Genomic DNA, 15,817 nt, shown 5'->3' with positions numbered 1-15,817 from the left:
GACGGTCTCAGCCCTGCTGGAAAAGCTCCGCCGGGAGCGGCTTCAGCAGGGCGTACAGGTCGTCGGTGATCGGGCGGTCCCAGGCGGCGATGGTGACCAGGACGCCGTCGCTGCGGTCGAACTGGACGCAGGAGATCCGGGACTCGGACAATTTCAGCCGCCGCACGATGAGCAGGTTGTCCCCCTGGAGGACCGGGGTGTCCTCGACGCCGACGACGGTGACGTCCTCGTCGTTCTCCAGCGCCAGCAGCAGCTGGCCCACCTCGAAGGGGATCTCGCCCTCGACCACCTCGCGGGCCGGAGAGCCCTCGGGGAGGTTACCGATGATCATGGCGGGGCCGCGGCCGCCGAACAGGTCGTAGCGCAGGAAGACACCCTGGCAGGTGCCGTCGGGGGCGGGCAGCAGGCCCGCACCGAGGTTGCCCGGCCAGTCGCCCGGGTCCATGGCCAGCACGTCGAATTCGGGTCCGGCGGGGGTGGCGCTGCGGCGGCGGAGGAACGACATGCGGCCATGGTACGTGGGCTCCGCCGGAAGTGCGGAGCGGCTCCGCCGGGACTGCCGAGATGGGCCGCCGGCCGTCTGCGGGTTCGTCGTGGGTGATCGCGCCCCGCGGCAAAGCCGCCTACCGGACACAGCCCTGCGCCCCTTCGCGGCGCGGGGGTGCCGCTCAGGTCAAGGGGCAGGTGGTGAGCAGCGTGGCCGGGGTGGCGCCGGGCGGGCGTGGAACCGTGTGGTCGGTGGGTGGGAGTCCGGTCCCCGTGATCCAGCGTTCCAGGGTCTCGAAGGCCGCGTGATGGCAGGGCAGCATCGGGCGGAGCCGGTCGGGAAAGGCGTCGACGAGTGAGTCGGTGTGGGTGCCGTCCTCGATGCGGTAGTAGCGCAGCAGTGCGCCGCGTCCGGCCGCGTGGACCATGCGCGCGTAGACGTCGGAGTCCTGGCTGACCGGCAGCAGGACGTCGAGGGTGCCCTGGATGGTGATCAGCGGTTTGCCGATGCGTCCGGTCAGGGCGATCCGGTCGACGGCGCGGTGGACGGCAGCGGGCCGGGCAGCGTAGTCGTAGTCGGCGTCGCAGGCGGGTGTGCCGGAGGTGCAGAACGGGGTGCCGGCCTCGGTGGCGCCGTCGTAGCCGGGGTCGAGTTCCTCCCGGTAGATCCGCTGGGTGAGGTCCCAGTAGACCTGGTGGTGGTACGGCCACAGGAACTCGGAGCCCGCGGGGAAGCCGGCCCGGTGCAGGGCGGCCTCGGCGTCGGCGGCTCCGGGGCCGCCGGCGGCGTATGTGGGGTAGTGGCGCAGCGCCTGCGGCAGGAAGGTGAGCGGGTTGGGGCCGTCGGTGCGCCAGAGGGTGCCTTCCCAGTCGACTCCGCCGTCGTAGAGCTCGGGGTGGTGCTCCAGCTGCCAGCGGACGAGGTAGCCGCCGTTGGACAGACCGGTGGCGATCGTGCGCGTGGGCGGCCGGTGGTAGCGCTGGGTGGTCACGGCGCGGGCGGCGCGGGTGAGCTGGGTGAGGCGGGTGTTCCATTCGGCGATGGCGTCCGCGGGCCGGTGCCCGTCGCGGTAGAAGGCGGTGCCGGTGTTGCCCTTGTCGGTGGCGGCGTAGGCGTAGCCGCGGGCGAGCACCCAGTCGGAGATGGCCTTGTCGTTCGCGTACTGCTGCCGGTTGCCGGGCGTTCCGGCGACGACCAGGCCGCCGTTCCAGCGGTCGGGCAGGCGGATGACGAACTGGGAGTCGTGGTTCCAGCCGTGGTGGGTGTTGGTGGTGGAGGTGTCCGGGAAGTAGCCGTCGATCTGGATGCCGGGCACGCCGGTGGGTGCGGGCAGGCCCTTGGGGGTGAGGCCGGCGTAGTCGGCGGGGTCGGTGTGGCCGGAGGCCACGGTGCCGGCGGTGGTCAGCTCGTCCAGGCAGTCGGCCTGCCGGCGGGCGGCACCCGGCACCCTGAGGTGGGCCCGGCCGGCGCAGTGGCCGTCCGGTGTACCGGTGGGCGCCGCCGTGGCGGGGGTGGTCAGCAGCAGGCAGGCCGCGGTGAGCGACAGCCCGTGGAGAACGGCTCGGCGGGTGGGTGGTCCGGGTGGTGTGGGCATACGGCTTCCTCCGGCGGTGGGTGAACGCGCTGGAGGCTAGGCGTGGAAGGGGCGCACCGGACATGTGTGGGGCCGCCATGAAGACGGCCCCCGAAGCGTCGGCAGCCACCATGACCGAGCGCGGCTGACGCGGTGTCAGGGGCACCCGTTGTCGGCGATGGTGTAGTAACCCGTGGGCGACTCCTTCAGCGTGTGGGTGACGAATGTGTTGTACAGGCCCATGTTCTGCTGGGATCCCTTGGCGTAGGTGGAGCCTCCGCTGGTGGTGGCCCGTCCGGCCTGCACCTGGGCGTAGTTGCTCGCCGTCCAGCAGGCGGCGTCGCTGCCACCGCCGCCGCCCGGATCAGTGGTGTCCAGGCCGAAGAACCGGGCGATCCAGTAGCTGGAGCAGATCGAGGCCGGGAAGTAGGGCGCGCCGGTGCTGCCGCACTGCTCGGTGCCGGTGCCCGGGTCCACCGGGGTGCCGTGGCCGATGCCGGGGACCCGGTCGACCTCGACGGCGACCGTGCCGTCCGCGGCCAGGTACTGGTCCTGCCGGGTGGCGTCGGGGCCGATGGCCGTGGTACGGCTCGGCGTCTGGGCGAGGCCGTGCAGGGCCGTCCACTGGTCGCGCAGCTCCGTGGCGTTGCGCGGGACGACCGTGGTGTCCTGGTCGCCGTACCAGACGGCCGTGCGCGGCCACGGCCCGGTGTACGACGGATCGGCGTCCCGCACCCGCTGCGCCCAGTCGTCCGGGCTCAGGTCGACACCCGGGTTCATGCAGGTGTAGGGGCTGTTGTCCTTGGTGCAGTCGTAGGGCAGGCCGGCGACGACCGCGCCGGCGGAGAAGACGTCGGGGTAGGTGGCGAGCATGACGGCGGTCATGGCGCCGCCCGCGGACAGGCCGGTGACGTAGACCCGCTGGGGGTCGGCGCCGTAGCCGGTCACGGCCTGGCCCACCATCTGCCGGATGGAGAGGGCCTCGCCCTGTCCGCGCCGGTTGTCGGTGCTCTGGAACCAGTTGAAGCACTGGCTGGGGTTGTTGGCGGAGCTCGTCTCGGCGAACACCAGCAGAAAGCCGTCCCGGTCGGCGAGCCGGGGCAGGCCTGAGTTGTCGGCGTAGACCTGCGCGTTCTGGGTGCAGCCGTGCAGGGCCACGACGACGGGCGGGTGTGCGGGCAGGTTCGCGGGCCGGTACACGTACATGGTGAGCGCACCCGGGTCGGATCCGAAGTCGCTCACCTCGGTGAGCGCCACCGAGGCCCGGGCGGCGGGCACGGGACCGGCGAGCGCGGCGGCGAGCACCAGGGCGAGGACGGCGAGCAGGCGCGGCAGGAAGCGGGCCCGGGTCGGGGCTCCGGGCGTCTTTCCGGGCAGGGGCAGTGGCATGGCGGCTCCTTTGCACGACACGTGTCCCGGCCGCTTGTGCGCGGGGCGGCGCACGGGGCGCCGGGCGTGGCGGAACCGTACGAACGCATATGGGTCGCCACCATGGCGCGGGACACCACAACCGGGTCCGTGCCGCTCGACCGCGGACCGCTTGCGGGCCGCCGTGCCGGCTGCTACCGCGCATCGGCCGGGGCCCTGTCCGGGCTTACTCCTCCACCGATACCGGCGGCACCACCGCGATCGGGCTCGCCGCGTGCAGCAGGACGGCCTGGGTGACCGAGCCCATCATGCGGGCCGGTGCGAGCAGACGCCGCCGGTGCCGGCCGACGACGACCAGCTCGGCGTCCTTGGAGGCGGCGACGAGGTGGCCGGCCGCGTCGCCGGGCAGCGCCTCGACGTCGGTGCGGACCTCGGGGTGCCGTGTGCGGTGCGGGGCGAGGAAGCCCTCGGCGAGCGCCCGGGTCTCGTGCTCGACCGCGTCCTGGCCGGTCTGGGGCGGCATCAGCTCGCCGGGGGCGGACCAGGTCTGCACCGGCCACGGGTAGGCGGCGATCACCTGCACGCGGGCGCCACGCAGGGCCGCCTCGGCGAAGGCGAAGGCGAGGCCTGCCTCGTCGGGGCTGTCGGCGTGCAGGCCGACGACCACCCGGGGGCCGGGTTCGGCGGGGCCCTCCCCGTGCACCTGCCGGCCGGGCCGGGGTACGACGACCACCGGGCACTCGGCGTCCCGGGCGGCGGCGAGGCCGTTGGAGCCGAGCAGCAGGCTGGCGAAGCCGCCGCGGCCACGCGAGCCGAGGACCAACAGCTGGGCGTCCGCGCCGAGTTCCGGCAGCACGGCACCCGGTACGCCCTCCAGGGCGATGTACTCGATGACCGGCTGTGCGCCACGGCCCGTGATCCGGGTGCGCACGTCGTCCAGGACCGGGTCGCCCTCCGCCTCGGGCGGCCCGGCGACCAGCACATCGGCCTGGCCCCAGGCGGCGTACTGCCGTACGTGCACCACGCGCAGCGGTGCGCCACGGCGGCGGGCGGCGTCGAAGGCCCACTCCAACGCGCGCAGGCTGTCGTCCGAACCGTCGACCGCGGCGATGACCGGCGCAGTGCTCATCGTCCCTCACTTTCCGCAACACGACCTTCCCGTCGCTGGTGCCAGCCTGGCGCAGGCGTCGGTCCCCACGGGGTCCTGGTGGTCGCGTGTCCGGAAATCCGCGGGGAACACCCCCGGTTCGGCTGCCGGTGTCCGCGCGGTGCCGGTGCGGCGCCGGTGCTGCCGGTCCCGCCGCCGGGCCGGCTCAGGTGAGGTCGAACTCCCCTTCCCGGGCTCCGGAGACGAAGGCGCCCCATTCCGCGGGCGTGAAGATCAGGGATGGGCTCTCCGGACGGCCGCTGTTGCGCATCGCGATGAAGCCTTCGACGAAGGCGATCTGGACATCGCCCAGGCCTCGGCTGCTGGACTGCCACTCGGCCTCGCTGAGGTCCAGCTCCGGCTTGTCCCAGCCCACGAGCGGCTGCTGCTGGGTCGTGCTCTCGGCCACGTCCGTGCTCCTCCCGGTTCGTCGTCCGCGGCTCAGCCTAGCGACCGCTCACGATGCTCAACAGGCCACGTGGGGAGGACTTTCAGCACTGTGGCGGCCGCGCTCCGACGAGCCACATGGAGAAGAACTGCGAGCCGCCGCCGTAGGCGTGCCCGAGCACCTTGCGGGCGTCGTCCACCTGGTGTTCTCCGGCCTGGCCGCGCACCTGGAGGGCGGCCTCGGCGAAGCGGATCATGCCGGAGGCGCCGATGGGGTTGGCGGACAGCACACCGCCCGACATGTTGACGGGCAGGTCGCCATCGAGTTCGGTCACCCCGGACTCGGTGAGCTTCCAGCCCTCGCCCTCGGCGGCGAAGCCCAGGTTCTCCAGCCACATGGGCTCGTACCAGGAGAACGGTACGTACATCTCGACGGCGTCGATGTCCCGGCGCGGGTCGGCGATGCCGGCCTGCCGGTAGACGTCGGCGGCGCAGTCCTTGCCGGCCTGCGGGGAGACGAAGTCCTTGCCCGCGAACAGGGTGGGTTCGCTGCGCATGGCGCCGCCGAGCATCCAGGCGGGCGGCCGGGGCGCGCGGGCGGCTCCGGCGCGGTCGGTGAGGACCATGGCGCAGGCGCCGTCGGAGGAGGGGCAGGTCTCGGAGTAGCGGATGGGGTCCCATAACATGGGCGAGGCCTGGACCTTCTCCAGGGTGATGTCGTGTTCGTGGAGGTGGGCGTAGGGGTTCTTCAGGGCGTTGCGCCGGTCCTTGTAGGCGACGAGGGAGCCGATGGTGTCGGGGGCTCCGCTGCGCCGCATGTAGGCGCGCACGTGGGGGGCGAAGAAGCCGCCGGCGCCGGCGAGCAGGGGCTGCTGGAAGGGGATCGGCAGGGACAGGCCCCACATCGCGTTGGACTCGGACTGCTTTTCGAAGGCGAGGGTGAGGACGGTGCCGTGGACGCGGGCGGCGACCAGGTTCGCGGCGACGAGCGCGGTGGAGCCGCCGACGGAGCCGGCGGTGTGCACCCGCAGCATGGGCTTGCCGACCGCGCCGAGGGCGTCGGCCAGGTACAGCTCGGGCATCATCACGCCCTCGAAGAAGTCGGGCGCCTTGCCGATGACGACGGCGTCGATGTCGGACCAGGTCAACTCGGCGTCCTCCAGGGCCCGTTGTGCGGCCTCGCGGACGAGTCCGGCGATCGAGACGTCCCGGCGGGCGGCCACGTGCTTGGTCTGGCCGATCCCTACGACGGCCACGGGCTCCTTGCTCATCGTGGATCCCCTTCGAGTACGGCGACCAGGTTCTGCTGCAGGCAGGGGCCGGAGGTGGCGTGGGCGAGGGCGCGGTCGGACTCGCCGCGGTGGATGCGGGCGGCGGCCTCGCCGATGCGGATCAGTCCGGCGGCCATCACCGGGTTGGCGGCCAGCGCCCCGCCGGAGGGGTTGACGCGTACGTCGTCGCCGAGACGGAGCGCCCTGCGCAGGATCACCTCCTGGGCGGTGAACGGCGCATGCAACTCGGCTGTGTCGACGGGCCGTTCGAAGGCACCGGCCTTCTCGGCGGCCAGCCTGGTGGAGGGTGAGTCGGTGAGGTCGCGGACGCCGAGGCCGTGTGCCTCGATGCGGTGGTCGATGCCGCGGATCCAGGCGGGCCGTGCGCACAGCCGACGGGCCCGCTCCCCCGCCGCGAGGATCACGGCGGCGGCGCCGTCGCCCACGGGCGGGCAGTCGCCGGTGCGCAGCGGCCGTACGACGTAGTCACCGTGCGGGACCGGGCCCTTGAGCTGGGCGTGCGGGTTGGCCTCCGCGTCCGCCCGGCTGCGGGCGCCGACCGCGGCGAGCGCCGGTTCGTCGGTGTGGCCGGCGTCCATGAGGGCCTGTGCCTGGAGGGCGGCGAGGGCTACGGAGTCGGGCCACAGGGGGGCGACGTAGTAGGGGTCGAGCTGGCGGGTGAGCACGTCCCGGACCGAGCCGGGCGAGCACTTGCCGTAGGAGTAGACGAGCGCGGTGTCGGCGTCGCCGGTGAGCAGCTTGGTCCAGGCCTCGTACAGCGCCCAGGCGCCGTCCATCTCGACGTGCGACTCGGAGATCGGCGGCCAGGCGCCCACGCCGTCCAGGGCGAGGGTGAAGGAGAAGGCGCGGCCGGCGAGGTAGTCGCTGGAGCCGGAGCAGGTGAAGCCGATGTCGGCGGTCCTGAGGCCGCTCTGCGCCAGCACCCCGTGCAGGACCGGCATGAGCATCTCGACCTCGGAGGACTCCTCGGTGGAGCGCCGGTGGTCGGTCTGGGCGAAGGCGACGACCGCGATCTCCCGGGTCACAGCAGCTCCTTGTAGGTGTCGTAGTCGGCGTCGGGCTCGCCGGTGGGCCGGTAGTGGTCGGGGTAGCGGGCGCCCTCGGTCCACACGGGCTCGACGCGCAGGCCCATGCGCACCTGGTCGTAGGGGATGCCGCCGATCCGGGCGTGCAGGGCGAGGCCGGCGCCGTCGAGGGCGATGTGCGCGTAGACGTAGGGAACCTCGATGTCCAGGTTCTTCGCCTTGATGTTGACGATGCAGTAGGTGGTGACTGTGCCGCGCGGACCTACTTCGACCTGTTCCGCTGTGGCCACGCCACATGTGGGGCACGCACCCCTCGGCGGGACGTACACCTTGCGGCAGGAGGGGCAGCGTTCGCCGACGGTCCGCTGTTCGCCGAGGGCGTGGATGTAGGCGGACTGGGCGCGGCCGGGTGAGTAGGTGTAGTCGAGGCGGGCCGGGGCGACGATCCCGGTGAGCGGGTTCTCGAACTCGCCCGTGTGACCGCCCGGTTGGGCGGGCTCTCCGTCGTACGGCTCGAAGCAGGCGATGTCGGTGATGGCGCCGGTGCGCTCCCCGGCCCAGCGGACGCGGACGCGCATGCCGGTGCGGACGGCGTCGGGGCCGGGGGCGTCGAGGGCGTGCAGCAGGGCGGTGTCGGCGCCGTCGAGCCGGACCAGGACCCAGGCGAAGGGGGCGCCGAGGGGCTGGCCACGGCGGGGCTCGTGGTTCCACGCCCAGGCGGTGACCGTCCCCGTGGGGGCGACCTCCACCAGGTCGCGGATCTCCTCGGCGGTGACGGGGTCGTACTCGACGGGCGGGACGAGAGTGCGTCCGTCGGTCGTCTTCACCCCGAGGACGACGCGTTCGCGCAGCCCCGTGAGGAAGGCGCTCTGGACGGGGCCGAGGGAGCGGGTGAAGGGGAATTCGACCACGAGGGGTGCTTGGAGGACTTCGGGCATCCTGGAGGCTCCTTCGGCGGTTCAGGCACGCTTGTAGACGGGTGGCCGTTTCCCCGCGAAGGCGCGGGCGCCTTCCTCGGCGTCGGCGGTGTCGAAGATGGGCCAGCCGCGGGCGAGTTCGGCCGCGAGGGCGTCGCTCTCCGTCATCTCGGCGGTCTCGTACACCGACGCCTTGACGGCCTCGACGGCGAGCGGGCCGCAGGCGTTGATCTGCTCGGCGATCCTCAAGGCCTTGTCGAGCGCGGTGCCGTCGGGGACGACATGGCCGATCAGTCCGATGTCCGCGGCCTCCCGGGCGCTGTACGGCCGTCCGGTGAGCAGCATCTCCAGGGCGTGGGTGCGCGGGATCTGGCGTTGCAGCCGGACGGTGGAGCCGCCGATCGGGAACAGTCCGCGTCTGACCTCGAACAGGCCGAAGGTCGCGGACTCGCCCGCGACCCGGATGTCGGTGCCCTGGAGGATCTCGGTGCCGCCCGCCACGCAGTACCCCTCGACGGCGGCGATGACCGGTTTGCGGGGGCGGTGGTGGCGCAGCATCGCCTTCCAGTGCAGGTCGGGGTCGGCCTTGAGCCGGTCGCGGTAGTGCTCGCCCTGCATGCCGTTCCCGGCCAGCGCCTTCAGGTCCATTCCGGCGCAGAAGGAGCCGCCTTCCCCGGTGAGCACGATCGAGCGGATGTCGTCCTCGGCGTCGGCCTCCAGCCAGCCGTCGTACAGGCCGACGAGCATCGGAAGCGAGAGCGCGTTCCTGGCGTCGGGCCGGTTGAGTGTAAGCACCAGTGTGGCGCCCTCGCGCCGCACGGTGAGGTGTTCCGTCCCGCCCATGGGCTTTCTCCCCTCGGTGAGAACGAGAACAGGTTGCAGTAGGCGGGGAGGCACTTCAAGGGTTTTCTGACAGACAGTCAGATTTATTGTGCCCGAAGCCTTCCCAGTTGCCGCGCGCTTTGCTCTGATGACCGGCGAACCGACCGATGCGCCTTTGTTCGCCAGGACTGCCGGGGTCAGGAGGAGCGGTGGAGTACAACCTTGCCGACCTGTTCGAGTCGGTCGTCGACGTGGTCCCGGGCCGCGAGGCGCTCGTGTACGTCGACCATCCCGGCACCGGCGAGGATCGCCGCCTGACCTACGCGGAGCTGGACGCGGCCGCCAACCGTGTCGCCCACCACCTCATCGACACCGGGATACGCCCCGGAGAACACCTCGGCCTTCACCTGTACAACGGCGTGGAGTACCTGCAGACGGTGCTGGCCTGCCTGAAGGCGCGGATCGTCCCGGTGAACGTCAACTACCGCTATGTCGAAGAGGAGTTGGTGTACCTCTACCGGGACGCCGATCTGGTCGCGCTGGTCTTCGACACCGAGTTCGCCGACCGGGTCGCGGCGGCGCTGCCCCGCACGCCGAAGCTACGGCATCTGCTGCGGGTGGGCCCGGAGGCGGCCGGGGTGCCCGGGGCGGTGCCGTTCGCCGACGCGGAGGCCTCCGGTTCGCCCGGGCGGGGCTTTCCGGAACGCTCCGGGGACGACCAGTTCATCATCTACACCGGCGGCACGACCGGCATGCCCAAGGGGGTGATGTGGCGCCAGGAGGACCTGTTCTTCGCGGGGCTGGGCGGCGGCGCGCCGACCGGCGAGCCGGTGAAGACGCCGGAGGAGCTGGCCGAGCGGGTCGCCGCCGGGGGCTTTGGCCTCACCTTCTTCCCCACTCCCCCGCTGATGCACGGCACCTCCACCCTGACGGCGTTCATCGGCTTCAACTTCGGCCAACGCGTCGTGGTGCACCGCAAGTTCGTGCCGGAGGAGGTGCTGCGGACCGTCGAGAAGGAGAAGGTCACCAGCATGTCGCTGGTCGGGGACGCGATGCTCCGGCCGCTGATCGACGCGCTGAGCGGCCCGCTCAAGGGCACCGACTGCTCGGCCCTGTTCAGCGTGTCCTCGTCGGGCGCGATCATGTCGGAGACGGTGCGCCGGCAGTTCCGGGAGCTGGTCCCGAACGCCCTGCTGCTCAACAACTTCGGCTCCTCGGAGTCCGGCTTCAACGGTACGGCGACGGAGGACTCGGGACCCGAGCGCGGCTTCCGCCTCAAGGTCAACTCCCGTACCCGCGTGGTGGATCCGGCGACGCACGAGCCGGTCGCCGTGGGCGAGATCGGCCGGGTCGCCCAGTGCGGTCACGTCCCGCTCGGCTACTACAACGACGCGCGGAAAACCGCCGAGACGTTCTTCGAGAAGGACGGGCAGCGCTGGGTCCTGCTCGGCGACATGGCGACGGTCGACGAGGACGGCGTCGTCACGGTGCTCGGCCGGGGCTCGCAGTGCATCAACACCGGAGGCGAGAAGGTCTATCCGGAGGAGGTCGAGCAGGCGCTCAAGGCGCATCCGGACGTGTACGACGCGCTGGTCGCCGGGGTCCCGGACACCACCTGGGGCAACCATGTGGCGGCCGTGGTGCAGCTGCGCGAGGGAGCGGCGCACCCCTCGCTGGCCGAGATCCAGAGTCACTGCCGCACCCGGCTGGCCGGCTACAAGATCCCCCGCCAGCTGGTGATCGCGGACGCCATCCGGCGGTCCCCGAGCGGCAAGGCCGACTACCGGTGGGCCCGGGAGGTGGCGGTGGCGGCCGACCAGCCGTAGCGCCCCGGGGGCGTCCGGCCGCCCTCACCACCCCGTCGGACTACTCTGTGCGCACGATCGACACCATTCAACTACGTTAGGTGACTATCGGTCGGACAGGGCGCCGGTCCCGGCCTTCCGCACCGGCACCGGGCCACGCACGGAAGGATCTCCGGGTGTCTCACCGCACGCCTGATCACCTGCCGGAGAGCGCAGACGAGACGGACACCGGGCCGACGGGAGCCGGGGGTCACGGCCGGCCGGCCGGAGGCCGGGAGCCGATCGGGCCGCCGGCCGGCGCGGGGCCCGCCGGGACGGAGAGTGCGGCCACGCCGGAGGAAGGCAGAGAGCCCGCCGGACCGCCACCCGGCGGCAAGTCCGCAGGACCGGTCGGCGCGGGGAGGTCCATCAGGCTGACGGAAGGGGCCGATCCCGCCGCGCGGGAGGCGGAGGCGGTCACGGCAGCCGGCCGGCCCGGGGGGCGGGCACGTGGAGCGCGGGGTCCGGGCCCCTGGACCAGATCATTCGGCGGGCCCGCCCGGTTCGCCCGGGAACTGGCCGCCGAGATCTGCCCGCCCGGCAGGCGGGCAGCCCTTGCACGGGGAGTTGGCATCGGCGTGAGCCTCCTCGCCGCCGGCCTCCTCCTCGCCGCGCTGCTGCTGCCCGACCAGCCCGACCAGCTCAGGCTGAAGGCGTTCGTACGTCTGCCGGCCGAGGGCATCCTGCTCGCCGCCGTACTGCTCGTGGTGCCACCCCGGGCCAGGCGGGCCGCAGCGGCGGCCGCCGGCGTGCTGATCGGACTGGTGACACTCCTCAAATGCCTCGACATCGGCTTCTATTCGGTGCTGTACCGCCCCTTCGACCCGGTGCTGGACTGGGCCCTGCTGGGCAACGCGGCGGACTATCTGCAGGACACCTCCGGCCGCGGCGGCGAGCTGATCGCCATCGCCGGCGCCCTGCTCCTCTCGGTCGCCGTCCTGGTCCTGACCTCGGGAGCGACGGTCCGGCTGACCACGCTGATGGCCCGCCACCACGCCCGGTCCGTCCGTGCCGTCCTGGTGCTGAGCACCGTCTGGATCACCTGTGTCGTGCTCGGCCTGCACACCCGCGTCGGGCCCGTCGCCGCCACGCTCGACGCCGACCTCCTCGGCGACCGCGCCAAGCAGGTCCGCGTCTCCCTCGCGGACGCCCGTCGCTTCCGAAGCCAGGCCGCCGACGACGCCTTCGCCCACACACCGCCCAGCCGGCTGCTGACCGGCCTGCGCGGCAAGGACGTGCTGTTCACGTTCGTCGAGAGCTACGGCCGTTCGGCCATCGAGGACCCGGCGATGGCCCCACGGATCGGCACGGTCCTCAAGGAGAGCGACGACACCCTCAAGGCCGCCGGCTTCCGGGCGCGCAGCGGCTGGCTGCGCTCGCCGGTGACCGGCGGCGGCAGCTGGCTGGCCCACTCGACCTTGCTGTCCGGTCTGTGGATCAGCAACCAGCAGCGGTTCCGCTCCCTCACCTCCAGCGACCGGACGACCCTCACCGGTTCCTTCCGCAGCACCGGTGCCTGGCGCACGGTCGGCGTGGTGCCGGGGGTGCTGGTGGCCTGGCCGGAGGGCCGGTTCTTCGGCCTGGACCATGTCTACGACGGCCATCATCTCGACTATCACGGCCCGGACTTCGGCTGGTCGCAGGTGCCGGACCAGTTCGCCCTGGAGACGTTCCGGCGGCGGGAGTTCGGCAAGCGGGGCCGCAGTCCGCTGATGGCGGAGATCATCCTCACCTCCAGCCACTATCCCTGGGCGCCCTTGCCCCGCATGGTCGACTGGCGAAAGCTGGGCGACGGCTCGGTGTTCCAGCAGATCAGGCGCGAGGGCAAGTCCCAGGAGGAGGTCTGGAGGCACCCGGAGAGCGTGCGCGCCGAATACCGCACCTCCATCGAGTACTCGCTGAACAGCCTCGTCGGGTTCCTGCGGCGCTACGGCAACAACAACACGGTCCTGGTCTTCCTCGGCGACCACCAGCCCGTGCCGACCGTCACCGGGAACGACCCCCGCCAGGACGTGCCGGTCACCGTCGTCGCCCACGACCCCGAGGTGCTGGACCGGATCTCCGGCTGGGGCTGGACCGAGGGGCTGAAACCCGCCGCGAACGCCCCGGTCTGGGGGATGGACAGCTTCCGCGACCGGTTCCTGAAGGCGTTCGGACCGCAAGCTGGCTGAACGTGCCGACGGCGGTCCACATCGGCGCGGTCCAGGCCGAGGGCGGCCGGCAGGGCGTGGACGTCGTCGCTCATCGCCTCCGCCCGGCAGTCCCCGGGCCGGTCGCTGCGTCCGTCGCCGCGCTGGTCGGGGGCGCTACACCCGGCGTGGGCGCGGGGGTGCCGCGAGCCGTTCGGCGATGGTCGTCCGGTCGGCGCCGTCCGCGCCCCTGCGGTGCAACAGGACGACGGGCGGGACGTCCGCCGGGCCCCAGGCCCGGCAGTCCAGGGTGATGCCGTTCGCCTCGCCGGTGTACAGCGCGCGCCGCGAAGCCCATGCCGGGCACGCCGGCCGGGCGGTCCGGCCCTGGCCGCCTACTCTGCCCAGGGCAGATCGGGACCCGCCGGCCCGTCGAGGAAGGCGAGGACGCGTCGCACGAACCACTCCGGGTCGTCCAGCCAGGGGTAGTGGCCGGCGCCGGGCTGGACGGCGATCTCGGCCCTCGGGAAGGCCTCGGCGGCCCGGCGGGCCAGGTCCGGGCGCGGGCCGCCGTCGACTTCCCCGGCGTGGACGAGGACCGGGGCGGTCAGCTCGGCGAGGGCGGCCCGGGTCGTGTCCGGGGCGAAGGCGCCGTCGGCGAAGTAGCGTTCCGCCGCCTCCTCGTTGGTCTGCTCCACGTCGGCGTCCGCGTGCGCCCTGGCCGCGTCGTCCCAGCGGCCGTAGAAGAACGGCAGGAACACGTCGTCGAAGTCCGCCTCCCCCGCCAGCCAGTCCCGGAAGGCCCAGAACGCCTCCGCGAACCACGGCTCCTGCGTGCGCAGCCGGGCCGCGGCCAGCCGGTCCTCGGGGGTCGCCCGGACGCCCAGGGCGGACGGGTTGGGCGTGATCAGCAGCAGCCGCCGGATCCGCCGCGGGTGGCGGGCCGCGTAGAGCATGGCCAGGGCCGCGCCCGCCGAGTGGGCGAGCAGATCCATGTGTTCCAGACCCATGTGTGCCCGCCATACCTCCACGTCCTCGACCATGCGGTCGCAGCGGTAGGTCGCCGGGTCCGCCGGCACCGCGGAGTCACCGGTGCCCCGCAGATCCAGCAGGGCCAGGCGGCGGTGCGCGGTCAGTCCGCCGAGGTCTGCGAGGTAGGCGGAGGCACGCATCGGGCCGCCGGGCAGGACGGCGAGCGGCTCACCGGCACCCCGCAGGTGGTAGGCGAGCCGGGTGCCGTCGGGTGTGGTGAAGGTCGGCATGGCGTGATCATGTCGGGCCCCGCCGGAACGGCGCAACGTTCCGGCGCGGTCGGCGCAGAAAGTCACCGCATCCCCCTTGCCTCTGGCCGCATGGCCTGGATTACTGGGCCCCGAACGACTCGACCGAATGATCGGTCGCCCGGAATGTACGGACGGCGAGGGAGGCGACTCGATGGCGGACGCGACGGACCTGCTCGACGCGGGCGAACGGCTCGGGCCCGCGGAACTGCGGGAAGTGCAGCTGGAGCGGCTGCGCACCTCGCTGCGGCACGCCTACGACAACGTGCCGTTCTACCGGGAGTCCTTCGACAAGGCCGGCGTCCGCCCGGAGGACTGCCGTTCCCTCGCCGATCTGGCGCGTTTCCCCTTCACGACCAAGGCCGACCTCAGGGAGAACTACCCCTACGGCATGTTCGCCGTGCCGCGCGAGCGGATCCGCCGGCTGCACGCCTCCAGTGGCACCACCGGACGCCCCACGGTGGTCGGCTACACGGACAACGACCTTTCCATGTGGGCCGACATGGTGGCGCGGTCGATCCGGGCGGCCGGCGGGCGGCCCGGTGACATCGTGCATGTGGCCTACGGCTACGGTCTGTTCACCGGTGGTCTGGGCGCCCACTACGGTGCCGAGCGCCTGGGCTGTACGGTCGTCCCGGCCTCCGGCGGCATGACGGCCCGGCAGGTGCAGCTGATCCAGGATCTCCAGCCTGCCGTGATCATGGTGACACCGTCCTACATGCTCACCCTGCTGGACGAGTTCGAGCGGCAGCGCGTGGACCCGCGCGGCACCTCCCTGCGCGTGGGCGTCTTCGGCGCCGAACCCTGGACCCAGCAGATGCGGCACGAGATCGAGGAGCGGTTCGCGATCGACGCCGTCGACCTCTACGGACTGTCCGAGGTGATCGGCCCCGGTGTGGCTCAGGAGTGCGTGGAGACCAAGGACGGACTGACCATCTGGGAGGACCACTTCTATCCGGAAGTGGTCGACCCGATCACGGGTGAGGTACTGCCGGAGGGCGAGCAGGGGGAGCTGGTGTTCACCTCCCTGACCAAGGAGGCCATGCCGGTCGTCCGGTACCGCACCCGGGACCTCACCCGGCTGCTGCCCGGCACGGCGCGGGTGTTCCGGCGGATGGAGAAGATCACCGGGCGCAGTGACGACATGGTGATCCTGCGCGGGGTCAACCTCTTCCCGACCCAGATCGAGGAGATCGTGCTCCGCACCCCCGGCGTGGCGCCCCACTTCCAGCTCCGGCTGACCCGCGAGGGCCGGCTGGACCGGCTGACCGTCCGGGCCGAGGCCCGCCCGGACGCGGGCCCGGAGACACGGGAGGCGGCGGCCCGGTCCATCGTCGCGGCCGTGAAGGACGGGATCGGGGTGTCCGTCGACGTGGAGATCGTGGAGCCCGAGTCGCTGGAGCGGTCCGTGGGCAAGATCCGCCGGATCGTGGATCTGCGGACACGGCCTGCGGGGTAGGGGGCGGGCCGGGGCGGGGTAACGGGTAGGTCGGCACGGCGGGCACGGGGGGACTTGGCGCCCTGGCCGACCCCGACCTGGCTCAGC

The 15,817-nt window shown here is 72.5% G+C and carries 13 protein-coding genes; 3 read left to right on the top strand and 10 right to left on the bottom strand.

The annotated features are described in order from the left end of the window. Window positions 1-7 precede the first annotated feature (7 nt). From BFF78_RS38735 to BFF78_RS38695, 9 genes are all read right to left on the bottom strand, one after another. Window positions 8-505 (bottom strand): glycosyltransferase family protein, encoded by a 498-nt coding sequence (locus BFF78_RS38735; protein WP_069782716.1) that lies wholly within the window; start codon window positions 503-505, stop codon window positions 8-10. Window positions 506-668: 163 nt separating this feature from the next. Then, window positions 669-2,081: a 3-hydroxybutyrate oligomer hydrolase family protein gene (locus BFF78_RS38730; RefSeq protein ID WP_069782715.1), complete on the bottom strand. Its 1,413-nt coding sequence runs from the start codon at window positions 2,079-2,081 to the stop codon at window positions 669-671. 135 nt (window positions 2,082-2,216) lie between these two features. Further along, a complete protein-coding gene (locus tag BFF78_RS38725; protein ID WP_069782714.1) occupies window positions 2,217-3,449 on the bottom strand; it encodes an extracellular catalytic domain type 1 short-chain-length polyhydroxyalkanoate depolymerase in 1,233 nt (410 codons plus the stop codon). Between the two features lie 205 nt (window positions 3,450-3,654). Beyond that, on the bottom strand, window positions 3,655-4,557 hold the full coding sequence (locus tag BFF78_RS38720; protein ID WP_069782713.1) for a universal stress protein: 903 nt from the start codon (window positions 4,555-4,557) through the stop codon (window positions 3,655-3,657). A 184-nt stretch (window positions 4,558-4,741) separates the two neighbouring features. Next, window positions 4,742-4,984 carry a DUF397 domain-containing protein gene (locus BFF78_RS38715; protein WP_069782712.1) on the bottom strand — a complete coding sequence of 81 codons (243 nt, stop codon included), beginning with the start codon at window positions 4,982-4,984 and terminating at the stop codon, window positions 4,742-4,744. Between the two features lie 82 nt (window positions 4,985-5,066). Then, window positions 5,067-6,233, bottom strand: a complete 1,167-nt coding sequence (locus BFF78_RS38710) for a thiolase domain-containing protein (protein ID WP_069782711.1) — start codon at window positions 6,231-6,233, stop codon at window positions 5,067-5,069. Next, window positions 6,230-7,279 (bottom strand): thiolase domain-containing protein, encoded by a 1,050-nt coding sequence (locus BFF78_RS38705; RefSeq protein ID WP_069782710.1) that lies wholly within the window; start codon window positions 7,277-7,279, stop codon window positions 6,230-6,232. The genes BFF78_RS38710 and BFF78_RS38705 overlap by 4 nt, the downstream gene beginning before the upstream one ends. After that, the gene (locus BFF78_RS38700) at window positions 7,276-8,217 is read right to left on the bottom strand and encodes a Zn-ribbon domain-containing OB-fold protein (protein WP_069782709.1); all 942 of its coding nucleotides are present in this window, start codon (window positions 8,215-8,217) and stop codon (window positions 7,276-7,278) included. Before BFF78_RS38700 ends, BFF78_RS38705 begins: the two co-directional genes overlap by 4 nt. A gap of 21 nt (window positions 8,218-8,238) precedes the next feature. Continuing rightward, window positions 8,239-9,039: a crotonase/enoyl-CoA hydratase family protein gene (locus BFF78_RS38695; protein ID WP_069782708.1), complete on the bottom strand. Its 801-nt coding sequence runs from the start codon at window positions 9,037-9,039 to the stop codon at window positions 8,239-8,241. A gap of 188 nt (window positions 9,040-9,227) precedes the next feature. Here BFF78_RS38695 and BFF78_RS38690 point away from each other — a divergent pair, with 188 nt between their 5' ends. Then, window positions 9,228-10,844, top strand: coding sequence for an acyl-CoA synthetase (locus tag BFF78_RS38690; RefSeq protein ID WP_069782707.1), 1,617 nt, complete (start codon window positions 9,228-9,230; stop codon window positions 10,842-10,844). 596 nt (window positions 10,845-11,440) lie between these two features. Beyond that, window positions 11,441-13,033, top strand: a complete 1,593-nt coding sequence (locus BFF78_RS38685) for an alkaline phosphatase family protein (protein ID WP_227026039.1) — start codon at window positions 11,441-11,443, stop codon at window positions 13,031-13,033. 353 nt (window positions 13,034-13,386) lie between these two features. Here BFF78_RS38685 and BFF78_RS38680 read toward each other — a convergent pair whose 3' ends face one another. Further along, entirely contained in the window at window positions 13,387-14,253 is an 867-nt protein-coding gene (locus BFF78_RS38680; RefSeq protein ID WP_069782706.1) for an alpha/beta fold hydrolase, read from the bottom strand. Between the two features lie 172 nt (window positions 14,254-14,425). Here BFF78_RS38680 and paaK point away from each other — a divergent pair, with 172 nt between their 5' ends. Next, the gene (paaK, locus tag BFF78_RS38675) at window positions 14,426-15,730 is read left to right on the top strand and encodes a phenylacetate--CoA ligase PaaK (protein ID WP_069782705.1); all 1,305 of its coding nucleotides are present in this window, start codon (window positions 14,426-14,428) and stop codon (window positions 15,728-15,730) included. Window positions 15,731-15,817: the final 87 nt, after the last annotated feature.

Origin of the sequence: Streptomyces fodineus, assembly GCF_001735805.1 — a bacterium.
Classification (GTDB): Bacteria; Actinomycetota; Actinomycetes; order Streptomycetales; family Streptomycetaceae; genus Streptomyces; species Streptomyces fodineus.
This window is presented reverse-complemented; position numbering and strand designations above follow the sequence as displayed.

Bases quoted from the DNA above. Each gene is read 5' to 3' on its own strand.
- BFF78_RS38695 (WP_069782708.1), bottom strand. From the start codon at position 9,039: ATGGGCGGGACGGAACACCTCACCGTGCGGCGCGAGGGCGCCACACTG.
- BFF78_RS38730 (WP_069782715.1), bottom strand. From the start codon at position 2,081: ATGCCCACACCACCCGGACCACCCACCCGCCGAGCCGTTCTCCACGGG.
- BFF78_RS38680 (WP_069782706.1), bottom strand. From the start codon at position 14,253: ATGCCGACCTTCACCACACCCGACGGCACCCGGCTCGCCTACCACCTG.
- BFF78_RS38725 (WP_069782714.1), bottom strand. From the start codon at position 3,449: ATGCCACTGCCCCTGCCCGGAAAGACGCCCGGAGCCCCGACCCGGGCC.
- BFF78_RS38710 (WP_069782711.1), bottom strand. From the start codon at position 6,233: ATGAGCAAGGAGCCCGTGGCCGTCGTAGGGATCGGCCAGACCAAGCAC.
- BFF78_RS38700 (WP_069782709.1), bottom strand. From the start codon at position 8,217: ATGCCCGAAGTCCTCCAAGCACCCCTCGTGGTCGAATTCCCCTTCACC.
- paaK (WP_069782705.1), top strand. From the start codon at position 14,426: ATGGCGGACGCGACGGACCTGCTCGACGCGGGCGAACGGCTCGGGCCC.
- BFF78_RS38735 (WP_069782716.1), bottom strand. From the start codon at position 505: ATGTCGTTCCTCCGCCGCCGCAGCGCCACCCCCGCCGGACCCGAATTC.
- BFF78_RS38720 (WP_069782713.1), bottom strand. From the start codon at position 4,557: ATGAGCACTGCGCCGGTCATCGCCGCGGTCGACGGTTCGGACGACAGC.